Raw genomic sequence first — 20229 nt, 5'->3', positions numbered from 1 at the left:
ATTGAAGATGGGGTGGTCGCAACCGACTTGACCGCTTCGAGGTCGACCCTATCATTTTGAGGATGACCGGGACTCGCGGCCTGGGCCCGACCCGGCCGCGGCCCGACCCATGGCGATTGACACTCTGGCCCGAGTCCGAGTCCCGGGAGCGTCGCAACGCCGGCGTCCCCTGGGTCGGCGCTCCTGGTGTGCACGATGAGTCCACCCAAGGCGCGGCTGGCATTGGCGATTCCCGGAGCGGGCCCCGACCCGGCCCCGGTGGGAATCGCGATGCTGGCGGCGCTGGTCGACCACGGGCTTCGCGTGCAGCATTTCCGTTCCTGGGCCTGCCCGGTGGGGACCCGGGCGGTGGGGGCGTTGACGGGCCTGCCCGGCCGTCATCTGGACGCCTGGCTGATGCCCCCGGCAGCCTGCCGGTCGGTCTTCGCCCGGGGAGCGGAGTCGGCCGACCTGGCGATCGTTGAGGGGACGATCGAGGAGGTGCCGGCCTCCGTGGGCGGGTCGTCATACGAGGACTCCTGCCTGTCGACCTGCCGCCGGCCGGGGGCCCTGTTGCCGCTCGCCGAGGCGCTGGACGCGCCGATTATCGCCGCCGTGCCGTGCGACCGGCTCGACCAGTTCCACCTCCCCCACCTGGTCCGGGGGGTGGACGCGGTAATCCTCGACGGCCTGCGGTGCCGTTCCGAGTTCTCCGCGATGCGGAGGATGGTCGAACTGGTGCTCGACCGCCCCGTGCTGGGGGCGCTGGAGGCCCTGCCGTCGGCCCGGCTCGCCCTGCGGGAATCCCGGAGGGACCGGCCGCTCGACGACGGCCTGGCGGCCGAGCTGGGCCGGAGCCTGGCCCGCTGCTCCGACCTCGACGCGATGCTCACGCTGGCCGCTTCCCGGCCGATGCCGCCGACGGATCCCTCCGCCCTGCCCCCGAGCGGTCGCCGATTCAAGCTCGCCTACGCCCACGACGACGCCTTCGGCGACTACTTCCCGGACACCCTGGAGACGCTCGAGGCGCTGGGGGCCCAGCTCGTCGAGTTCTCTCCGCTGTGCGATGGCGACCTGCCCCCGGGGGTCGATCTGGTGATGATCGGCTGCGGCTTCCCCGACCGCTTCGCCGAGGAACTGGCCGGGAACGCCTGCCTGATCTCGGCGCTGCGCTCGTGGGTCTGCCGGGGCCGGCCGCTCTACGCTGAGGGGGGGGGATGCGCCTACCTCGGCCGGTTGATGAGGCTGGGGGACCGCGTCGTCCCGGGAGTTGGCCTCTTCCCGTTCGATGCCGAACTGCTTCCTGAACCCGAGCCCCCCTCCCCTGTCTCCCGGACCTTGACCCGATCGGGCCTGCTCGGCCAGGCGGGGTCGATCCTCCGGGGATACCACTCGAATCGATGGCGGCTGCTGCCGGCCCCCGAGCCGGGAGACTGCCCCGCCTCATCCGGGTTCCTGACCGCCGAGCGGGATCTGGCCTTCCGCCGCAATGCCGTCGGCAGCCTGATCCACCTGCACCTGGCCTCGTTGCCCCAGGTGGTGTCCTCGATCGCCGGGCTGGGCCGATGCGGCGTCGCCGAGCCGACCGTCGGCGGCCGCTGAGCGACGCCTGGACGACCGGATCGGACGGATCGAGCGGGACCGGCTGGTTCTTCCGCCTGGCTGCGGTTTCGTCGGCGCGCCCGGCGTTTGGGTCAGGCGCGGGTTTCGCCGAGACGGTTGACCACCCAGAGGAAGACCAGCGGCGGCAGGATCATGTGGCCGTAGAGGTAATAGAACCAAACGGCCGGGTCGTCGTTGACGGTCATCAGCCAGGCGTTGAAGTACGTCGATGCCCACCAGGCCTGGGCCCAGGGGGCGTCGGCGTGGTAGCGGAAGTAGTCGTATCCGGTGCGGATCACGACGGCGACGACGACCATGACGAGCACGGTGGCGGTCGCCCCGCCGTTGAGCTGAGCCGCGCCGAGGATGCCAATGGCCGGTCCGGTGAAGTCATCCTTGCGCTTGAATTCCGATCCAGCGACCCAGGCCGACACCCAGCGGTCCCGGCCGTAGATCGGCTTCTCGGGCCAGACCACCCGGGGGATGTAAGTCGAGACCAGCCGCAGATAATTCAGGCCGTAATCGTGCGGTGATTTGTTCGGGACGGTGTCCAGCATCAGGAGGTAGCCGCCGTACTCGGTCGTCTCCCGGGAAAGCTGGGCCCGGCTGCGGGCGAGGTCTCGGCCGGGCTCGTCCTCGATGCTCAGGCTGACGAGGATCGCCGAGGGGTCGAACTCGGCGGCGAAGGCGACGAAGGAGTCGACGCTGGCGTCGTTCCCCCGGTTGCGGTGCAGCCTCCAGGAGATCGCCAGGGCCACCACCAGGCAGCCGAGGAAGGCGGCGGCGGCCAGGGTTCCCAGCGAGGGGCGCTTGAACCGGGGCAGGTACCAGGCACACAGCAGCGTCAGCACCCCGAAGAGCGAGTGCGATCGTTTCCCAAGGTACATCCAGACGAGCGTATACATCAGCGTCAACGCCAGCCCCGCGAGCGTCAGCGCCGGCCTCGGCCGATGGGGCTGCCGGCCGGTGACGATTAGCAGGGTGCCGGCGATGAGCTGCATCGTCGGGAACTGGAGGGCGACGGCAGTCCAGCCGCCGATGGCGGTGTCGAGCTGCCCGGCGGTCTTGCGCACGACCACCGCGGTGCAGATCAGGCCCCAGGCCGCCATCAGCGGCACCATCATCGCCAGCGGGCCGGTGGCCCACCGCCTCGGAGGCCTCGGGAGCTGGCGGGCCAGCAGCCGACCGATGCCGCTGTAGTAGACGGCCAGGAACAGCAGTAACGCCCAGAGGGCCCGGGCGTTGGCGGTCGTCACCACGTCGATCGGCCGGGTCGCCAGCGCCCAGTCCCGGAACGAGTATGCCTGGAGGACGTAGACGTGCGCGTAACCGGTCAGGAACAGCCAGATCGGCGCGAACGGGTCGAAGTCCCTGCGGCAGACCCGGTAGCCGACGAGCGAGAGGATCACCGCGGCGGTCAGGAGCACGAAGACCCGATCCATCTCCATCGGTGCGCATCCCTGCGAGGTCCGGAGGCCGGCCGCCCCGGGGAGGCCCCCCGGAGCGACCTGGGGATCGGCGTCAGCACTCGTGGGCGATCGTCGGGATCGGCGCCGCCGGGGTGAAGACGAAGGCCCGCTCCCGGAAGTAGACCGACGTGCAGTGCGGCAGCACGACCCCGGCGCTGTAGCCGAAGAAGTCGACCCGGCCGAAGCCCCGGTCGCTGAATCCCTCGGCGAAGCCGTACCCCTCGGCGTTGTCGCAGATGATGATCCCGTCGTCGGCCACCGCCTCGCAGGCGACGTCGATCAGGCCGAAGCGGTCGAGGCCGTCGATCACCACCACGTCGAACCCGGCGATCTCCTGCCCCCGGAGCCGATCTCGGACCTCCCGGGCGCAGTCGCCGGTGCCCGGCGCCAGTTCGGGAAGCAAGTGAAGGTCGACATTCCAGGGAAGCCGGTCGAGCAGCCGGTCGTGCCAGGAGCGGTTGTCCTCGAAGGAGACGACCCGCTCGCACCGCTCGGCCCACCAGAGCGTCGAGTGCCCGGCGCCGAATTCGAGCACGGTCCGATTGCGGAAGTCCCTGGTCTTGAGGAAGTCGACACAGGGGTAGGTGTACCAGGGAATCGGCGTGCCCCGCCGGGAGAGGGCGGCGTTGGCGAAGCTGCTCCGCCAGTGGCCGGACTCCAGGCTGAAGCGGATCGGCGCCAGCAGCGCCGTCATCGAGGACCGGATCGGTCGCCAGACCCACGTCGGGGCGTACCGCTTCACCGGTGCGAACGTTCTCTGGATGCGCGTCTGGACCATGGGTTCGATCCGTCGTTCCCGCCCCGGACGCCCTCCGTGCGTGGCATCCCGTCCCACGAGCTGCAACGTCCCTGTTGGGGCTCCTGCTTATACCGCCGGGGGGATCGGGCGCCTACCCGAACTCCGCGAGCGGCGACCGGCCCCGGGGGGTGCCCGGTCAACCGGCGTCGCCGCCGAGCTTCGCCAGCTCCTCGTCGAGGATCTTCACCAGCGCCGGCTGGTCCGAGAGGCCCCTCCTCGCGGCGAGAAGGCGGCGGTTCCAGTCCTGGAGGCGGTCCTGGCGGCCCTCGGCGGCGGGGCGGACGCGGTCGATCATCGCCTTGAGCAGCGGCCCGGGGGGCGTCGAGGAGGCAAGCTCGGACCAGGTGCCCGCGGCTCGGTCCCAGTCTCCGGAGGCCAGGGCCCGGTGGATCGAGGAAACCTGGGCCGATTCCAGCCATCGCCGGGCCGACGGGGAGAGCTCGCCTGTCGGGCGATCGGCGAGGACGGCGCGGAGGTCGTCGGGCCGGTCGAGCCGGGAGAGGGAGTCGGCCAGCAGCAGGTCCCGGAACTCGCGAAGCGTCCCGTCGAGCGTGTCGGGGTCGATCTTCTGGAGGAGGGAGACCAGCTCCTCCGGGGGGTCGACTCCCGACCGGGCGGCGTCGATGGTGGCGCGGACCGCCCAGCTGATCGCGGCGAAGGGGTCGCCGGGGGGAGGCGGGGCCCCGGGGGCGTCGTAGGCTTTCCAGCCGTCGAGAACCGCCCAGCGTTCGAGCCGTCGCCGAGGAGGCTCGGGGTCGAGGCGGAAGAGGGGGTCGCCCAGGTAGGCCAGGCGCCAGCAGTTGCCGAAGGCGGGGATCTCTTCGGGAAGCATTCGGACGGCCGCGCCGAGGGGGAGGCCCCGGGCCAGCAGGTCGGCGAGCAACGTTGGCGTGCGGAACGATTGCACGTAGGGCTCGTGCACCGAGCCGAAGTACGCGAACGCGCCGCCGGCCAGCCATCGGCCGGCGATCGTGTTCGGGTCCCTCGGGTTGGCGGCGGAGAAGCTGTGGTACATGACCACCGCGACGGGCTCGGACGGGGGGACGTCCCAGGTCGTCCCCCGGAGCGGGCCGGAGAGATCAAAATAATCCGGTCCTCCCGACGAGCTGATGAGCAGCAGGTTGGAGCGGTTGACCGGGTCGAAGGCGTCATGCCAGGCGTCGAGGTCCTCCCTCCGGCCGGGGCGCCGGGCCACCTCGACGAGGCCGGCCAGGCGGTCGATGGCTGGGCCCTGGTGATACGGGACGAAGGCGTCTCGCCGCTCGGCGTAGCCGTCGAAAAAGGCCGCCCGGCTGGGGCGGAGGAAGAGGCTGCACATCGCGGCGTAGGTCGATCGGATCTCGTCCCCCAGCAGCCGGCCGGTGAAGGCCCATCGGATCCGGACCGTGTCGGGCTGGGGAACCACCAGATGCCGGCCGATCAGGTCGTCCAGCGCCGCCGGGCCGGGTTTCCAAGTGAGTCCCCCCTGCGCGACGGAAGGATCCTGGTAGCGATAGGGCAGTTCCAGCGCCAGGGTCAGGAAGTCGCAGTCGTCGCCGAGCCGCTCGTGGTCGGGGATCCCCCGGGAGACGATCGCTTGCAGCTCCCGGGCGAGGCGCTGGGCCTCCTCCTGGGAGGGCATCTCGTCGAACCCGAGGCCAGGCTCCCAGCGGACGAGCGGCTGGAACCGACCGGCGGCCAGGGCGACGGCCCCGGGAAGGGCCGAGGCGGCGGGGTTGGAGACGACCACTCCCGGAGGCGGGCGTCGGATCGTCGGCGGGGGAGGACGGTCGCCAGGGGGGGCGGTGGGATCGGCTCCGGTCCAGGCCCGGCCGACGGCGGCGGCCGCCTTCTCCCAGAGGGCATCCCCCTGCTCGGGCCGTCCCCGGCTCGGGAAGCGGAGGACCCGGGCCGGGCGGAAGGCGCGGAGGAACTTGGGCGTGTATTCAACGTCCTCAATCAGGATCGGGAACCAGTGCGACTCGTCCCAGGTGGCGATCGCCTCGAGGAAGGAGGCCGCGTCGGGCACCAGGCAGACGACGTCAACGACCTCCCTTCTGGGCCCGGAGCGTAGCTCCCAGGAGGAGGACGCCTCTCGGAGACGCCGGAGCCTCGCGTCCTGCAGCGTCGAGGGAGGTCCCGAGGCCTCCTGGCCGGGCCCGGAGCCCGGAGAGGCCAGCCCGGCGAGGATGATCGCCGCGATCGCCGCCCATCGCAACTGGTCGATCCGAGCACCGGCCATCGCGCGCCTCCGGAGGGATCGAATCGCCTCGAGGGGGCCCATCGGCCCCCCTCGGTCGCTCCCGGGAGGGGGGAGGCCAGCCCCGTCCCATCATGATCGATCGCGGCCTCGGGTGCGACCCTCCTCCGCCGCTCCCGCCGCTCCCGGGCCGGATGTAAGGCATAGTGGCCGGGCCCCGGAACCGCTACAATGGATCGGTTCGACGGCCGGATCCGTCCCCGCTCGATTCCTCCGGGCGGACTTGCGTCGTGCGATTGGCGAGGTCTCGAGATCGATGAAGAAGCGCGGCATCCTCAATCCGGCGATCTGCTCGCTCCTGGCCGAGCTGGGCCACCTGGACGAGCTGCTCATCGTCGACGCCGGATACCCGCTGCCGCCGGACGGTCACGTCATCGACTTGACCCTGACGCCCGGCATCCCCCGGTTCCTCGACGTGCTGAAGGCCATCGCCGACGAGCTGGTCATCGAGGCGGTCACCGTGCCGTCGGAGATCCACGACTACAGCCCGGAAATGTACCAGGCGATCCTCGACCTGATCGGCCGGGATATCGACGTCGACGAGGAGCCCCTCCACGAATTCAAGGAGAAGGGCCTCGACGCCAAGGGGATCATCCGAACCGGGGAGTTCACCCCGTACGCGAGCCTCCGGGTCCTCTGCGGCAGCCCGTTCTGACTTCGGATCCCCGAATCACCGAGGATCCGAAGGCCGGGCCGGGCCGCTCCCCCCTCAGGCTCGGGGAGATCGTGACGGCGGGCCGCCGGGGGGACGGAGCTTCCAGAGCTTCGGCCCGGCCAGCGAGGGCCTCGGCTCGGTCGCCGGGGCGCCCGAGGTCCGGACGTGGGGGGCGCCGGGAACCTCGGTGCCGGCGTCCAGGCGGTAGGAGCGCAAGCCGGCGAGGATCTGCTCGGCCACCCGGAGGGCGTCCAGCGCCTCGGAGCCGGGGACCCGGGGAGCGGTGCCCGTCCGGATCGCTCGGACGAAGTCGGTCAACTCGGCGGTGAGCTGGTCGGCGGGGGCCTCCGGCGCGAGGGTTTCCACCCGGAGGACCGTCCCGAAGAGGTGGTCGCGCACGGCATCGGGGCGGGAGAGGTCGACCCCCCGGAGGTCCATCTCTCCCCGGCGGAGGGATTCCGAGGGGCGGACGATTGTGGCCTGCCGGCTGGCGAAGTCGATCGAGGCGTACCCCTCGGCCCCCCAGAGCCGCATCCGACGAGAGGGCTGGTAGCTCGCCCGGCTCGCGGCGATGTCGGCCACGCAGCCGTCCTCGAATTCCAGCCGGGCCTGCGCAAGGTCCTCGTGGCCGCCGAAGACCGGCGTGCCCAGGGCCGAGACCGACACGACCGGGCTGCCGACAAGCGAGAGGATCAGGTCAATGTCGTGGATCATCAGGTCCAGGACGGCCCCGATGTCGGTCGACCGGAAGGTGTAGACGCCCAGCCGTTCGGCGTCGATGTACCGGGGGCGAGGGCAGCGGTCTCGGGAGAGTTCCCAGATCGGGTTGAAGCGCTCGACGTGCCCGACCGCCAGGACGACGCCGGCCCGGTCGGCCAGCTCGACCAGCTCTCGGCCCTCGAGGACCGACGCGGCCAGCGGCTTCTCGACCATCGCGTGGATGCCCCGGGAGAGGAAGGCGCCGGCCACCTCGCGATGGGAGGTCGTCGGCACGGCGACTGAAACCGCGTCGACCCTCCCGAGCAGCTCCCGGTAGTCGGCGAAGGCGGCGGCCCCCAGCGGCTCGGCCACCGTCCGGGCCTGATCGGCCCGGAGATCGGCCACGCCGACCAGCTCGACCCCCTCGAGCCCGGAGAGGATCCGGGCGTGGTGCCGACCGAGATGACCGACGCCGACCACTCCCACCCGCAACCGATCCCTGGTCGTCACCGTCCGCTCCTCCCGATCGTCGCCTCGCGGCGATCGACCCTCCCGAGTCCCTCGCCTCCGCCTCCCCGACCCCGTCCTCCCGGACGGCATCGGCCCAATCTCCCGATCCGGCAGGCGACCCCCTCGAGCCGGAACCGGGGACCTTGCTCCCGAGGCCGGCCACGGTGGGTGGATCTCCGACCGTCGGGAAGGGGACGATCGGGTTGGGTCGCCCCCGGGTCGCGGGGGCCTCCCGCCTCCAGGGGCGGCCCAACCCCATCCTCCCCGAGGTTCACTCGTCCGCCTTCCGAGGCATTCGGAACGAGTTCCCCACACCCCCCGGTCCCGGATCCCGACGCCCGGCGTCTCGGGCCCGGCCATGCCGGCCCCCCTGCCGGGCGAGGTGGGATTCAAGAAGCCGGGCCACCTCGGGCGTCATCTCCCCGCGGTCGACCAGCCGGCGGCCGGCATCGGTGGGGTCGAGGCCGGCGCGGTCGAGCAGCCGGCTCGCCTCCCGGAGCGCCCGGATCGCCGACCGCGAGAAGCCTCGGCTCAACAGGCCGATCAGGTTCACCCCGCGGACGAGGGCCGAGGGGCCGTCGATCCTCATGTACCGGGGCACGTCTCGGGCGATCCGGACCGGGCCGGTCACGTCGGAGTGCTCCCCCACCGTGACGGCCGGATGCAGGACCGCCCCCGCGCCAACGACCGCGAACGCCTCGACCGCCGCCCTCGAGCCAATCCGGGCCCCGGCGCCGAGGGCGACCCCGTCGCCGATCCAGGCGTCCCGGGCGATCGAGACGTGGGGATCGATCCGGGTCCTCGAGCCGATCCGGGTTTCCCCATCAGGGCCGGAGCCGGCCTCGATCGAGCAGCCTTCGCGGATGACGTTGTCGTCGCCGACCTCGACGCGACCGGCCGCCTCGGCGTCGGACGCCGGGGCGCCGATCACACAGAAGGGGGAGACGACGTTCCCGGAGCCGAGCCGGACAGGCCCGAGCAGGCAGACATGGGCGATCAGCCGGGTCCCCGGGCCGAGCCGGGCCCCCGGCCCGATCACGCAGTAGGGTCCGACCTCGACCCCGTCGGCCAGTTCGGCCCTCGGGTCGACCGTCGCGGTGTCGGCGATCCGCATCGCCATGAGCGTCTCCCCCCGCAATCGGTCCCGGATGGTCAGGCGGCCAGCGCCCCGATCGGCACGACCGCGAACCGCAGGCGGGCCTCGGCGGCCACCTGGTCGCCGACCCGGGCCAGGCCGTGGGCCTCGGCCATCCTCGAGCGGCACCGGAACTTGTCGATCTCCAGCAGCAGTTGATCCCCCGGCACCACCTGGCGCCGGAGCTTCACGTCGTCGATCGACGCGATCATGGCCATGTGCTCATCCGGGTCGAACCGGTGGCTGATGAGGATCCCGGCCGCCTGGGCCATCGCCTCCAGGATCATCACGCCGGGCATCACCGGGCGGCCAGGCCAGTGGCCAAGGAAGAACGGCTCGTTGCAGGTCACGTTCTTCAAGGCCCGCAGCGACCTTCCCGGCTCGATCGCCAGCACTCGGTCGAGCAGCAGGAAGGGGTAGCGATGGGGCATCAGGCGCATGATCGCGTTGATGTCCATCGCGGGGGGCTCGGGCTCGGGAGCGGAGGAGGAGGCGGGCTCCTCCGCCGGGTCGCGGGAGGACTCCTGCGCCAGCAGCGCCCGGGCGAGCTCGGCGTTCAGGGTGTGCCCCGAGCGGTGAGCGACGACGTGCCCGACGAGGTCCTTGCCGACGAGGGCGAGGTCGCCCACCAGGTCCAGCAGCTTGTGGCGGGCGCACTCGTCGGGGAAGCGGAGGGTGTTGCCGATCGGCCCGTCGGGGCCGAAGATCAGTAGGTCGGCCTCGCTCGTGCGGGAGCCGATCCCGGCGGCCCGGAGCGCCTCGGCCTCGGCGGCGAGCAGGAAGGTGCGGGCCGGGGCGATCAGCTCGAGGAACCGCTCGGGGGAGGGCTCGGCGAAGTAGGCCTGGGCGGGGATCGGGGAGCTCTCGCCGTAGTCGAGCTGGTAGGAGAGCACCAGCCGGTCCGGGTCGCCGGGATAGGCGGCGACGGTGGCCTTGCCGTCTCGGACGCTCACCGGCTGACCGATGACCAGCGTCTCCCTCGGCCGGTCCTGCTCGATCGCCCCCGCCGAGGCGATCGCGCGGGCGAAGGCGAGGGAGGAGCCGTCCATGCCGGGGGTCTCAGGGGCGTCCAGCTCGACGAGGCAGTTGTCGATCCGGAGCCCGGCGAGTGCGGCCATGACGTGCTCAACCATCTCGACGACCGCCTCTCCACGCCGCAACGCCGTGCGGCGCTCCCTCGGCTCCACGAACCGGACATGGGCCGGCACCGAGGGGCGCCCCGGAAGGTCGGCCCGGACGAAGGTCACGCCCGAGTCGGCCTCGGCGGGCCGGAACCGGACGGTCACATCGGAGCCGAGCAGGTAGCCGATGCCCCGGACCTCGGCCTCGCGGGCCAGCGTCCGCTGCGGTCGCGATCCTCGAGTGGTCATGCGGGAGAGATCTTCCTTGATCGGTTGGTTGGGCCGATCTCCGGATCGGCGTCGACTCGGGGGGGGTCCGACCGGCTCGGCTCGGCTCGGCACGGTTTGGTCCAGGGGGGACCGGGTCGGGACGGCGGGCCGGGACGGCGTCGTCCCGGCCTTCGGCCGGCGGTTCGATCAGTTGCCGCCGCCTGCGGGGGGCTGGGCCGGGGCGGCCGCGGGGGCCGGGGCCGGGGCGGCGCCCTGCTGGGCCTTGCGTCGGCTGTGGAAGGCGTTGAGGGTGGCGATGACCTGGTCGGTGATGTCGGCCGACGGGTCGTGGTAGACGACGTTGCGGGCGACGGCGGCCATCACGTCGTTGGGGTTCTCTCCGCTGACCTTCTCGTTGTTGCCGATCTGGATGACGAAGCTGATCCCCTTCTGCTTGGCCATGTAGTCGACGACGTAGCGGATGTCGTTGTAGATTTCGGCCACCGCGTTCGATTCGCGGATGGTGAAGTCGGCGGCGACCTTCTGCTTCTGGGCCTCGAACTTGGCCTGGGCGTCGGCGAGCAGGTCGCTGTACTTCTGGTAGTCGGGCGTGCCGACGCCGAACTGGTCGCGCTGCTCGGCCAGGCGCTTGGCCTCGGCGAGCATCACCTCCAGTTCCTTCTGCTTCTGCAGCGCCTCGGCCTTGAACTTTTCGCTCGACTCCTTGTAGCGGTCGTACTCGTTGATGATCCGCTCCATGTCGACCCCGGCGATGACGGCCGGGGCGAGGGTGGCGGCGGTGGCGCGGGCGGGCTGGCCGGCGTCGGTGCGCTGGACCTTGGAGTCGGCCTGCTGGCCGAGCATCGGGCGGGCGGCCAGGCCCAGCATCCCCACCAGGCCGAGGCCCACGAGAGCGGCCGCTCGGGACGGGATCGGCATCGGTTCGGCTCCTTCCTTGTACGCCGGGGGCGGCCCGGCCGACGCCGATCCGGCGCGGCGTCAGGGCTTGTCCGTCCCCCCTGGTCCGATCGTCTGGCCCCCGCGCGTCCGAACGCGGGGCGGTCGCCCCCACCCCGGCCCGAGGGGGCGGGCCGTCGGGAGGTCCCATCGGGATGCGATTCTGACCGGGGTGCCCCGGTCGGTCAAGCCGAACCGCCGCGCCGAAGGCCGGCCGGCGGTCGGAGGCTCCGGCGCCCGGGCGGGCTCAATCGACGGTGAGCTGGAAGCGGTGGAACTTGATCTTCCGGGGGATGCGGCCCGCGTTGGAGAAGAGCTGGGTGAGCAGCTCACCGAACTGGTCGGCCCGGACGCTGTAGTAGTTGTGCTTCCCCTCGCGACGGGACTCGATCAGCCCCGAGACGCGGAGCAGGGCCAGGTGGTGGCTGACCGCCGGCTGGCTCTGGTCGAGCCGGTGGCAGAGGTCGGTCACGTGCAACTCGCCGTTGCGGGCCAGGTAGAGGAGGATCCGCAAGCGGGTCTCGTCGCTCATCAGCTTGAAGACCTGGGCCAGTTCGCGAACCGAGTGGTCGGAGACTGGGGGCAAGGCCTCGGTGGCCTGATGCCCATTGGTGCCTTCAGCGGTCTTGGTACTCTTGCGTGCCATCAGTGAGAGGATCCGTAGGGGTGGGAGGACAGAACTCCCTCCGGTCGTCGACCCGGAGGGCCCGGCTCGGCCCGGTTTCCGGGTCCGGGCCCCGGTGCCGGGGATCGCCCGCCCGACCGACGCATCGGAGTGGGGGCGAGAAGGGCAACTCTCGCGCCGATGATCTCGCGCCGATGAGCCGGACGGTGTGGGTGAGCCCGGCGTGCCGCCGGGCCGGGAGAGGGGGCCGCGGATCCCTCCGGCAGGGGACGCGGTCCGATGAGGATTCCGCACACATCCTACACGGCTCATGCGATCGGGACAAGTGCCGTTAAGATCGAATGATGCATCACCCCCACGCACGGAAGGGGTTGGCACCCGGAGGGCCGGCGCTTTAGTCCCGAAGCAATCCCTGGCGGCGCAGGGTGGCGCGGAGCCGGTCGACCTCGCCGATGCCGGGGGGGCAGAGTGGCAACCGCATGCGGCCGTCGATCCGGCCGAGGAGCCCCATCGCGGTCTTCACCGGGATCGGGTTGGCGGCGATCGCCAGGAGGTCTCGGCACAGGGGGAAGAGGGCCAGGTGCCGGCGCCGGGCGTCGGCCAGGTCGCCGCGCTCGAAGGCGTCGATCAGGGCGATCACCTCGGCCGGGACGAGATTGGCCGCGACCGAGACGACCCCCTCGGCGCCGACGGCGAGCATGGGGAGCGTCAGGCTATCGTCGCCGGACAGAATCGTCAGATCGGTGCGCAGGCGAATCTCGCTCACCTGGTCGAGCGAGCCGCTGGCCTCCTTGACGGCCACGATCCGGGCGACCCGGCAGAGGCGCTCGACCGTCTCCGGCTCGACGTTGCGGGCGGTGCGGCCGGGGACGTTGTAGAGGACCAGCGGCAGGTCGGTGGCCTCGGCGATGCGGGCATAGTGAGCGTAGAGCCCCTCCTGGCTGGGGCGGTTGTAGTAGGGGGCGACCAGCAGGGCCCCGTCGGCGCCGGCCTTCTCGGCGAATCGGGTCAGGCGGATCGCCTCGCTCGTGGCGTTGGAGCCGGTGCCGGCCATCACCCGGGCCCGGCCGGCCGCCCGCTCGACGACGGTGGCGATCACCCGCTCATGTTCCTCGTGCGAAAGCGTGGGAGACTCCCCGGTCGTGCCCACCGGGCTGATCGTCGGGGTCCCCTGCTCGACGTGCCAGTCGACCAGCCTCCCGAGGGCGTCCAGGTCGACCTCCTCGTCGTCCCGGAACGGGGTCACGAGTGCGACGGTGCACCCCTTGAACAGTTCACCCTTGGTCGGCATCGTCACTCCTCGATCGCGGGCACGGACACTGGGGCCCCGGGGGGAAAGCCCGGTCCCGGGGCTCCTTAACTTTACCGAATCAGCCCGCCTCGGGCCAAGGGCTCCCCGGCGTCGGGGCCGGCCCAGACGCCTCCCGGATTACCCTCCTCATCTCGGCGACGGCCCGCTCCATCCCGAGGTAGACCGCCCGGGACACGATGCTGTGGCCGATGTTCAGCTCGCGCATGCCGGGGATCCGAGCGACGTCGATCACGTTCTCCAGGTTGAGCCCGTGGCCGGCATGGAGCTGGAGCCCGGCCTCCCGGACCAGCCGGGCCGCCTCGAGCAGCGCCTCGAGCTCTCGACGTCGGGGTTCTCCCTCGGGGGCGTCGGCGAAGCGGCCGGTGTGCAGCTCGACGGCCGAGGTGCCGACCGAGGAGGCGGCTTCCACCTGCCTCGGGTCGGGGTCGAGGAAGAGGCTGACCTCGATTCCGGCGTCGGAGCACCGGGAGACCGCCTCGGCGACGCGGTCGCGCTGGGAGAGCAGGTCGAGGCCCCCCTCGGTGGTCACTTCCTGGCGCCGCTCGGGCACGAAGGTGACCTGGTGGGGCCGGACCTCCAGGGCGATTGCCACAATCTCAGGGGCGACCGCCGCCTCCAGGTTCAACCGGGTGCGGACCGTCTCCCGGAGGAGGCGGAGGTCGCGGTCCTGGATGTGCCGGCGGTCCTCGCGCAGGTGGACGGTGATCCCGTCGGCCCCGCCCAGCTCGGCGAGGACGGCGGCCCAGACCGGGTCGGGCTCCCGGCCCCCTCGGGCCTGTCGGAGTGTGGCGACGTGATCGATGTTGACGCCGAGTCGGATCATGGCGGTGCGGCTCCGGGGCGGTCGCGGGTCGGCGGTCTCTCGGCCCGGCGATTGGTCGAGGGGCCGGAGGCCGCTCCCGTCACGACCCTCGCGGTGCCCCCTCGGTTCGCCCGGCGCCGATGCGCCCCGAGCACATTGTACCCGACCGGCGTCAGGCCCCCTTCACCAGCCGGAGGGGAGCCTTGGCGAGCACGAACGTCCGCTCCCCTCCCACGGCGAAGGCGATTCGCCCTTTGCGGTTCGGCCCGGCGCCGTCGATGCTGGTGATCTTGCCCAGGCCGTACTGCGGATGCAGCACCAGCAGGCCGGGGCGGAAGGCGTCGAGGTCCGAGGCGGGGCCCTCGGGAGAGGCGGAAGCCCCCCCCTGCCCCAGGGCCGCCGCCGTGGTGACCCGGAACCGCCCCGAGGAGATGCCTCCCGGCCTCGGCTCGGGCCGTTCCGGGGGGCGGGGAGCTGACCTCCGGATCGAGAGCGAGCCCTCGCCGTCCATGCCGGACTGGTCGCGATAGCGGATCGGCCCTTCGGGAAGCTCGGAGAGGAACTGCGAGGGGATCGCCACCGAGCGCTGGCCCCGGAACTCGCGAACCCGGCAGTGGCTCAGCCGCAACTCCTTCTGGGCCCGGGTGATGCCGACGAAGAAGAGCCGGCGTTCCTCCTCCAGCTCGGCGTCGTTGTCCGAGGCCCGGGAGTGCGGCAGGAGCCCCTGCTCGAGCCCGACGATGAAGACGACCGGGAATTCCAGGCCCTTGGCGGCGTGCAGGGTCATCAGCGTGACGGCCCCCCCCTCGTCCTTCCAGCGGTCGACGGCGGAGCTGAGCGTCACGTCGGCCAGGAAGTCGAGGATCGTCGCCTCGGGGTGCTCCAGATCGAACTGGCGGGCGGCCGAAACCAGCTCGTCCAGGTTGGCGACGCGGTCCTCGCCGTCCCCCTTGGGCTGCTTGGCCCAGTACTCCCGATAGCCGCTCAGGTGCAACAGGCGGCGGATAACCTCCTCGGCCGAGTGGTCGCTCAGCGCGGCGAGCTCGTCCATCAGCAGGGCGAAGTCGCGCAGGCCGGAGCGGGCCTTGGGCGTCAGGCCGGCGACCGAGGCGGCGTCCCGGGCCGAGGCGAGCATCGGGAGGCCCCGGTCCCTCGCGAACGACTGGAGCCGATCGAGGCTCACCTTGCCGATCCCCCGGGGAGGAGCGTTGACCGCCCGGAGGAAGGCGACGTCGTCCTTGGGATTGTTCAGCAGGCTTAAATAAGCCAGAGCATCCTTGACCTCGACCCGCTCGTAGAAGGAGACGCCCCCGACGACCTGATACGGGATGGCGAGGGAGCGGAAGGCGGACTCGAAGCCCCGGGTCAGGGCGGTGACCCGGACGAAGACGGCGATCTCGCCGAAGCTGTAGCCGCCATCCCGGACGAGGTCGGCGATGGTCGAGGCGACGGCCTGGGCCTCGTCGGCCTCGGAGGCGAAGGTGGCCAGCTCGACGGGCTCCCCCTCCGGGTTCTCGGTCGTCAGGGCCTTGGGCTTCCGGCGGCGGTTGTGGCGGATGACGTGGTCGGCGACCCGGAGGATGTTCTTGGTGCTGCGGTAGTTGCGCTCCAGGCGCACGACCTTGCAGCCGGGGTAATCGTGCTCGAACTCGAGGATGTTATTGAGATTGGCCCCGCGCCAGCCGTAGATCGACTGGTCGGGGTCGCCGGTGACGCACAGGTTCGGCGCGTCGACCGAGAGGGCCCGGACGATGGCGTACTGGGCGAGGTTGGTGTCCTGGTATTCGTCGACGAGGATGTAGCGGTAGCGGTCGTCGAGCCGCGCGCGCAGCTCGCGATCCTCCTTCAGCAGGGAGACGACGTGGACAAGCAGGTCGTCGAAGTCGACGGCGGCCGACTCGAGCAGGCGGAGTTGGTACGCCTTGTACACGCGCCCGACGACGGCCGAGACGTGGTCGCCGCCGTCTCCCCGGCGGGAGAGGAACGTCTCCGGGTCGAGCATGTCGTTCTTGGCGCGGCTGATGGCGGACTCGACCTTCTCGGGGGCGACCCCGGCGTCGGAGAGGTCAAGCTGGTCCAGGACGGATTTGATGACGCGGAGCCGGTCGGACTGGTCGTAGATGGTGAAGCCGCGGTCGAGGCCGATCCTGGGGCCGAACTCGCGGAGCAGCCGGGCGCAGAGGGCGTGGAAGGTGCCGACCCAGACGCCGTGATCGGGGACGAGCGAAGCGATGCGCTCCCTCATCTCGCCGGCGGCCTTGTTGGTGAAGGTCAGGGCGAGGATCCGGCGGCCGGGGATCCCCGATCGGATGAGGTGGGCGACCCGTCGGGTGATCACCCGGGTCTTGCCGGAACCAGCCCCGGCGAGCACGAGCATCGGGCCGTCGACGTGGGAGACGGCCTCGCGCTGGGCCGGCGTCAGGTCGCGAAAGAGGTCCATGGGCGATCCGTCCCTGGCGGGCGTCGTCTCGGAGCGTGCGGTACGTCCGTATCGCATCGCCCGCAGTATAGCACCGGGGGGATTGTCCCGCGATCCGGAACCGAACCGGGTCGAGGGGGGAGAGGGGGGATGCGGAGCGGATGCCGGATCTCATGCGGGGCCATTGGGATCCGATTGGCCTCGGGGGAACTCGTCGGGTAGAATCGAACGGTCGGGCGGGTTGATCCGACGGCCCTCCGGACGACGGGTCGACGACGCACCTCCTCGGCCTCGGGGCGATCGAACATGAATATCCTGGGGATCGGCACCGACATCATCGAGGTGCCCCGCATCGGCAAGATGATCGAGTCGCACGGCGAGCTGTTCCTCCGCCGCGTGTACACCGAGCGGGAGATCCGCTACTGCCAGGGAAGAAAGCATGCCCTGGAGCACTTCGCCGGCCGGTGGGCGGCCAAGGAGGCGATCCTCAAGGCGATCGGCACCGGATGGGCGCGGGGGATCTGCTGGACCGACATGGAGATCCGCCGGGATGCCATGAGCGGCCCGAGGGTGCTGGTCCGCGGCGGCGCCCGAGACGCCGCCATCCAGCGCGGAATCGGAGACATCCTGATCTCCATCTCTCACTGTCGGACCTACGCCACGGCAACGGCCGTCGCGCTGGCGCTCGACGCCGCGACGAAGCCGGCCGAGGAGCAGTGACCTCCGTCGGGTTCGGGCCCGGGTGCGAGCGTGCCTGGCGGGATGGGCGTCCAAGGCGATGGAAGCCGATGCTCCGGGAGTCCCCCCCATGTCCTGGCTCTTCCCGACGGGATGGCATGCGCACCATCGGCGGGTGAGGTGCCCCTCGTGCTCCCGGGAGGTCGTCGTGCCCAGGGAACCGGAGTCGGTCGAGGTCCGTTGCCCGGCCTGCGGCCGACCGTTCCGGCTCTCGATCTCGGGGGAGGATCGGATCTCCCCGTTGGGCCGCCGTCGTCGCGGCGATCAAAACCAGGGGTAAGCTCCGGTTCGATCCGAGCCGAGCCGGTCCAGTCCGATCAGGACTTCGACTTCCCCTTGGTCACGGACCGTCGGCGGCCGCCGCCGGAGGACTTGCGCTCGGCGGCCTCCTGGAGCAGCGCGATCGCCTCGTCGAGGGTGAGCTCCTCGGGGTTGCGGTCCTTGGGGATGGTCGCGTTGACCTTGCCGTGCTTGACGTAGGGGCCGTATCGGCCCTCGAAGACGGCGATCTCCTTCTCGTCCTCGGGGTGGTTGCCCAGGACCTTGATCGGCTCGGCCCCGCGCTTCTTGGGGGCCTCGGCGATGAGCTTGACGGCGCGGTCGAGGTCGATCGTCAGGACGTCGTCCTCGGGGCGGAGGGTGGTGTACTTGCCCGCGTGGAGGACATACGGCCCATACAGGCCGCTGCCGGCCTTGACGACCTTGCTCGTCTCGGGGTGCTTGCCCAGGTTGCGGGGGAGGGCGAGCAGCGCCCGGGCTCGGGCGAGGTCGATCGACTCGGGGTCCATTCCCTTGGGGACGGAAACGCGCTTCGGCTTCTTCCCCTCGCCGAGCTGGACGTAGAAGCCGTAGGGCCCCTTCCGGAGGGAGACGGCCTGGCCCTGCTCATCCTCGCCGAGCAGCTTGGGCTCGACCGGGGCCGAGGCCTCACCCTCGGAGGAGCCGTCGCCCTGGGCCTTGTCCTTGGTCAGCTCCCGGGTGAAGCGGCAGTCGGGATAGTTCGAGCAGCCGACGAACGCGCCGTACTTGCCGACCTTCAGCGAGAGCTGCCCGGTGCCGCAGGAGGGGCACTTGCGGCGCTCCTCCAGGTCCCCTTCGCCGGGGAACAGCAGGGTGGCCAGGGCCTCGTTCAGTTCGGAGATTACGTGGGTGATCTCCAGGCCCTTGGCCTTCTCGACGTTGGCGGCGAAATGCTCCCAGAAGGAGCGGAGGACCTGCTTCCAGTCGACCTGGCCGTCGGAGACGCGGTCGAGCTCGTCCTCGAGGTTGGCGGTGAAGTCGTATTCGACGTAGCGGCGAAAGAAGTGGGTGAGGAAGGCGGTGACGACCCGGCCTCGGGGCTCAGGGATGAAGCGCTTGCCGTCGAGCTTGACGTACTCCCGATCCTGGAGGATCGAGATGATGCTGGCATAGGTCGACGGGCGGCCGATCCCCAGCTCCTCCATCCGCTTGACGAGGCTGGCCTCGGTGTACCGGGGGGGAGGCTCGGTGAAGTGCTGGGCGGGGATGACCTCGGCGAGGTCGACGGTTTCTCCCTCGTTGAGCGGGGGAAGGGCTCCGCCCTCCTCATCCTCGTCGGAGGAGTCGTCCTTGCCCTCGATGTACAGCTTCAGGAAGCCGTCGAACTTCATAGTCGTGCCGACGGCGCGGAGGGTGGCGGAGCGGTCCTCGGCGTCGATCTCGGCGACGACCTGGTCGAACACTGCAGTGGCCATCTGGCTGGCCATCGTGCGCTTCCAGATCAGCTCGTAGAGGCGGGCCTCGTCGGAGTCGACCTCCCGGGAAACCGCCTCGGGGAGCAGGGTCAGCTCGGTGGGCCGGATCGCCTCGTGGGCCTCCTGGGCGTTGGCGGCCTTGGACTTGTAGACGCGAGCGGCCTCGGGGAGGTACTGCGTGCCGAACTGTCCCTGGATCTGCTCCCGGATGGCCTTGAGGGCCTCGGGGGCGATCTCGACGCCGTCGGTTCGCATGTAGGTGATGCGGCCGGATTCGTAGAGCCGCTGGGCGACCTGCATCGTCCGTTTGGCGCCGAAGCCGAGCTTGCGGGAGGCCTCCTGCTGGAGCGTGGAGGTGGTGAACGGCGGGTTGGGGTTGCGGCGAACCTGCTTGCGCTCGACGGATCGGACGCGGTAGGACTTGCCCTTCAGACCGGCGACAATGCGGTCGGCCTCGGCCTGGTTGGGGATGTCGAACTTGTCGAGCTTCTTGCCCTCGACATGGGTCAGGCGGGCGAGGAAGCGGGAGCGGGTCTGGTCCTGCTTGAGGAAGGCGCCTCGGACATCCCAGTACTCCTGGCTGACGAAGCGCTCGATCTCGTCCTCTCGGTCGCAGATCAGCCGGAGGGCGACCGACTGGACGCGGCCGGCGGACTTGCTGCCGGGGAGCTTTCGCCAGAGGACCGGGGAGAGGGAGAAGCCGACGAGGTAGTCCAGCGCCCGGCGGGCCTGCTGGGCGTTGACCAGGTGCATGTCGATGTCGCGGGGATGCGCCATCGCCTCGAGGATGGCGTCCTTGGTGATCGAGTTGAACACCACGCGGCGGACGGGAAGATCCTTGCGCAGGGCCTTCTTCTGGCGGAGCGCCTCCAGCACGTGCCAGGAGATGGCCTCCCCCTCGCGGTCGGGGTCGGTGGCGAGGATCAGCGCGTCGGCTTGCTTGACGGCGTCGACGATCGCCTTGACCGCCTTGGCGGATCCGGGCTGGATCTCGTAGTCCATCGAGAAGTCCTCATCCGGCCGGACCGACCCGTCCTTGGGAGGCAGGTCGCGGATGTGGCCGAACGAGGCGAGGACCTCGTAATCCTTGCCCAGGTACTTGTTGATCGTGCGGCACTTGGCGGGCGATTCGACGATGACGAGGTTCATAACGCGACGATCAATCCCAGGGCCCCTCGCGTCGGGCGCGAGGTCGACTCCGATTCGGTAGGAACAACGCGACGGCGGACGGCGTGGCGCGGGC

General features: G+C 70.9%; 15 protein-coding genes. 3 read left to right on the top strand and 12 right to left on the bottom strand.

The window, feature by feature from the left end; all coding sequences use genetic code 11:
* The first annotated feature begins 195 nt into the window (after positions 1-195).
* The gene (locus TsocGM_RS00900) at positions 196-1581 is read left to right on the top strand and encodes a cobyrinic acid a,c-diamide synthase (protein ID WP_126723429.1); all 1386 of its coding nucleotides are present in this window, start codon (positions 196-198) and stop codon (positions 1579-1581) included.
* A gap of 92 nt (positions 1582-1673) precedes the next feature.
* On the opposite strand, the gene TsocGM_RS00895 is transcribed toward TsocGM_RS00900, so the two are convergent.
* From TsocGM_RS00895 to TsocGM_RS00885, 3 genes are all read right to left on the bottom strand, one after another.
* On the bottom strand, positions 1674-3029 hold the full coding sequence (locus TsocGM_RS00895; protein ID WP_126723428.1) for a hypothetical protein: 1356 nt from the start codon (positions 3027-3029) through the stop codon (positions 1674-1676).
* 73 nt (positions 3030-3102) lie between these two features.
* A complete protein-coding gene (locus TsocGM_RS00890; RefSeq protein ID WP_126723427.1) occupies positions 3103-3828 on the bottom strand; it encodes an O-methyltransferase in 726 nt (241 codons plus the stop codon).
* Between the two features lie 157 nt (positions 3829-3985).
* Complete coding sequence (locus TsocGM_RS00885) at positions 3986-6070, bottom strand: hypothetical protein (protein ID WP_126723426.1); 2085 nt, start codon at positions 6068-6070, stop codon at positions 3986-3988.
* A gap of 274 nt (positions 6071-6344) precedes the next feature.
* Between TsocGM_RS00885 and rbsD the strand changes: the two genes are divergently transcribed.
* The gene (gene rbsD / locus TsocGM_RS00880; RefSeq protein ID WP_126723425.1) at positions 6345-6743 is read left to right on the top strand and encodes a D-ribose pyranase; all 399 of its coding nucleotides are present in this window, start codon (positions 6345-6347) and stop codon (positions 6741-6743) included.
* Positions 6744-6797: 54 nt separating this feature from the next.
* Here rbsD and TsocGM_RS00875 read toward each other — a convergent pair whose 3' ends face one another.
* The 8 genes from TsocGM_RS00875 to TsocGM_RS00840 all read right to left on the bottom strand — a co-directional run bounded on the left by TsocGM_RS00875 (position 6798) and on the right by TsocGM_RS00840 (position 16554).
* Positions 6798-8042: a Gfo/Idh/MocA family protein gene (locus TsocGM_RS00875; RefSeq protein WP_126723424.1), complete on the bottom strand. Its 1245-nt coding sequence runs from the start codon at positions 8040-8042 to the stop codon at positions 6798-6800.
* Between the two features lie 181 nt (positions 8043-8223).
* On the bottom strand, positions 8224-9072 hold the full coding sequence (locus TsocGM_RS00870; RefSeq protein WP_126723423.1) for an LbetaH domain-containing protein: 849 nt from the start codon (positions 9070-9072) through the stop codon (positions 8224-8226).
* Between the two features lie 32 nt (positions 9073-9104).
* Complete coding sequence (gene lpxC, locus TsocGM_RS00865; protein ID WP_126723422.1) at positions 9105-10457, bottom strand: UDP-3-O-acyl-N-acetylglucosamine deacetylase; 1353 nt, start codon at positions 10455-10457, stop codon at positions 9105-9107.
* A 168-nt stretch (positions 10458-10625) separates the two neighbouring features.
* Complete coding sequence (locus TsocGM_RS00860) at positions 10626-11357, bottom strand: OmpH family outer membrane protein (protein WP_126723421.1); 732 nt, start codon at positions 11355-11357, stop codon at positions 10626-10628.
* A 265-nt stretch (positions 11358-11622) separates the two neighbouring features.
* Entirely contained in the window at positions 11623-12021 is a 399-nt protein-coding gene (locus TsocGM_RS00855; RefSeq protein WP_126723420.1) for an ArsR/SmtB family transcription factor, read from the bottom strand.
* Positions 12022-12394: 373 nt separating this feature from the next.
* Positions 12395-13291, bottom strand: coding sequence for a 4-hydroxy-tetrahydrodipicolinate synthase (dapA, locus tag TsocGM_RS00850; protein WP_233578125.1), 897 nt, complete (start codon positions 13289-13291; stop codon positions 12395-12397).
* A gap of 79 nt (positions 13292-13370) precedes the next feature.
* The gene (locus TsocGM_RS00845) at positions 13371-14135 is read right to left on the bottom strand and encodes a pyridoxine 5'-phosphate synthase (RefSeq protein WP_126723419.1); all 765 of its coding nucleotides are present in this window, start codon (positions 14133-14135) and stop codon (positions 13371-13373) included.
* Positions 14136-14286: 151 nt separating this feature from the next.
* Complete coding sequence (locus TsocGM_RS00840; protein WP_126723418.1) at positions 14287-16554, bottom strand: ATP-dependent helicase; 2268 nt, start codon at positions 16552-16554, stop codon at positions 14287-14289.
* A gap of 285 nt (positions 16555-16839) precedes the next feature.
* Between TsocGM_RS00840 and acpS the strand changes: the two genes are divergently transcribed.
* Positions 16840-17253 (top strand): holo-ACP synthase, encoded by a 414-nt coding sequence (gene acpS / locus TsocGM_RS00835; protein ID WP_126723417.1) that lies wholly within the window; start codon positions 16840-16842, stop codon positions 17251-17253.
* A 335-nt stretch (positions 17254-17588) separates the two neighbouring features.
* Here acpS and topA read toward each other — a convergent pair whose 3' ends face one another.
* Positions 17589-20135 (bottom strand): type I DNA topoisomerase, encoded by a 2547-nt coding sequence (gene topA / locus TsocGM_RS00830; protein ID WP_126723416.1) that lies wholly within the window; start codon positions 20133-20135, stop codon positions 17589-17591.
* Positions 20136-20229: the final 94 nt, after the last annotated feature.

The sequence above is a fragment of the Tautonia sociabilis genome, from assembly GCF_003977685.1.
Taxonomy (GTDB): Bacteria; Planctomycetota; Planctomycetia; order Isosphaerales; family Isosphaeraceae; genus Tautonia; species Tautonia sociabilis.
This window is presented reverse-complemented; position numbering and strand designations above follow the sequence as displayed.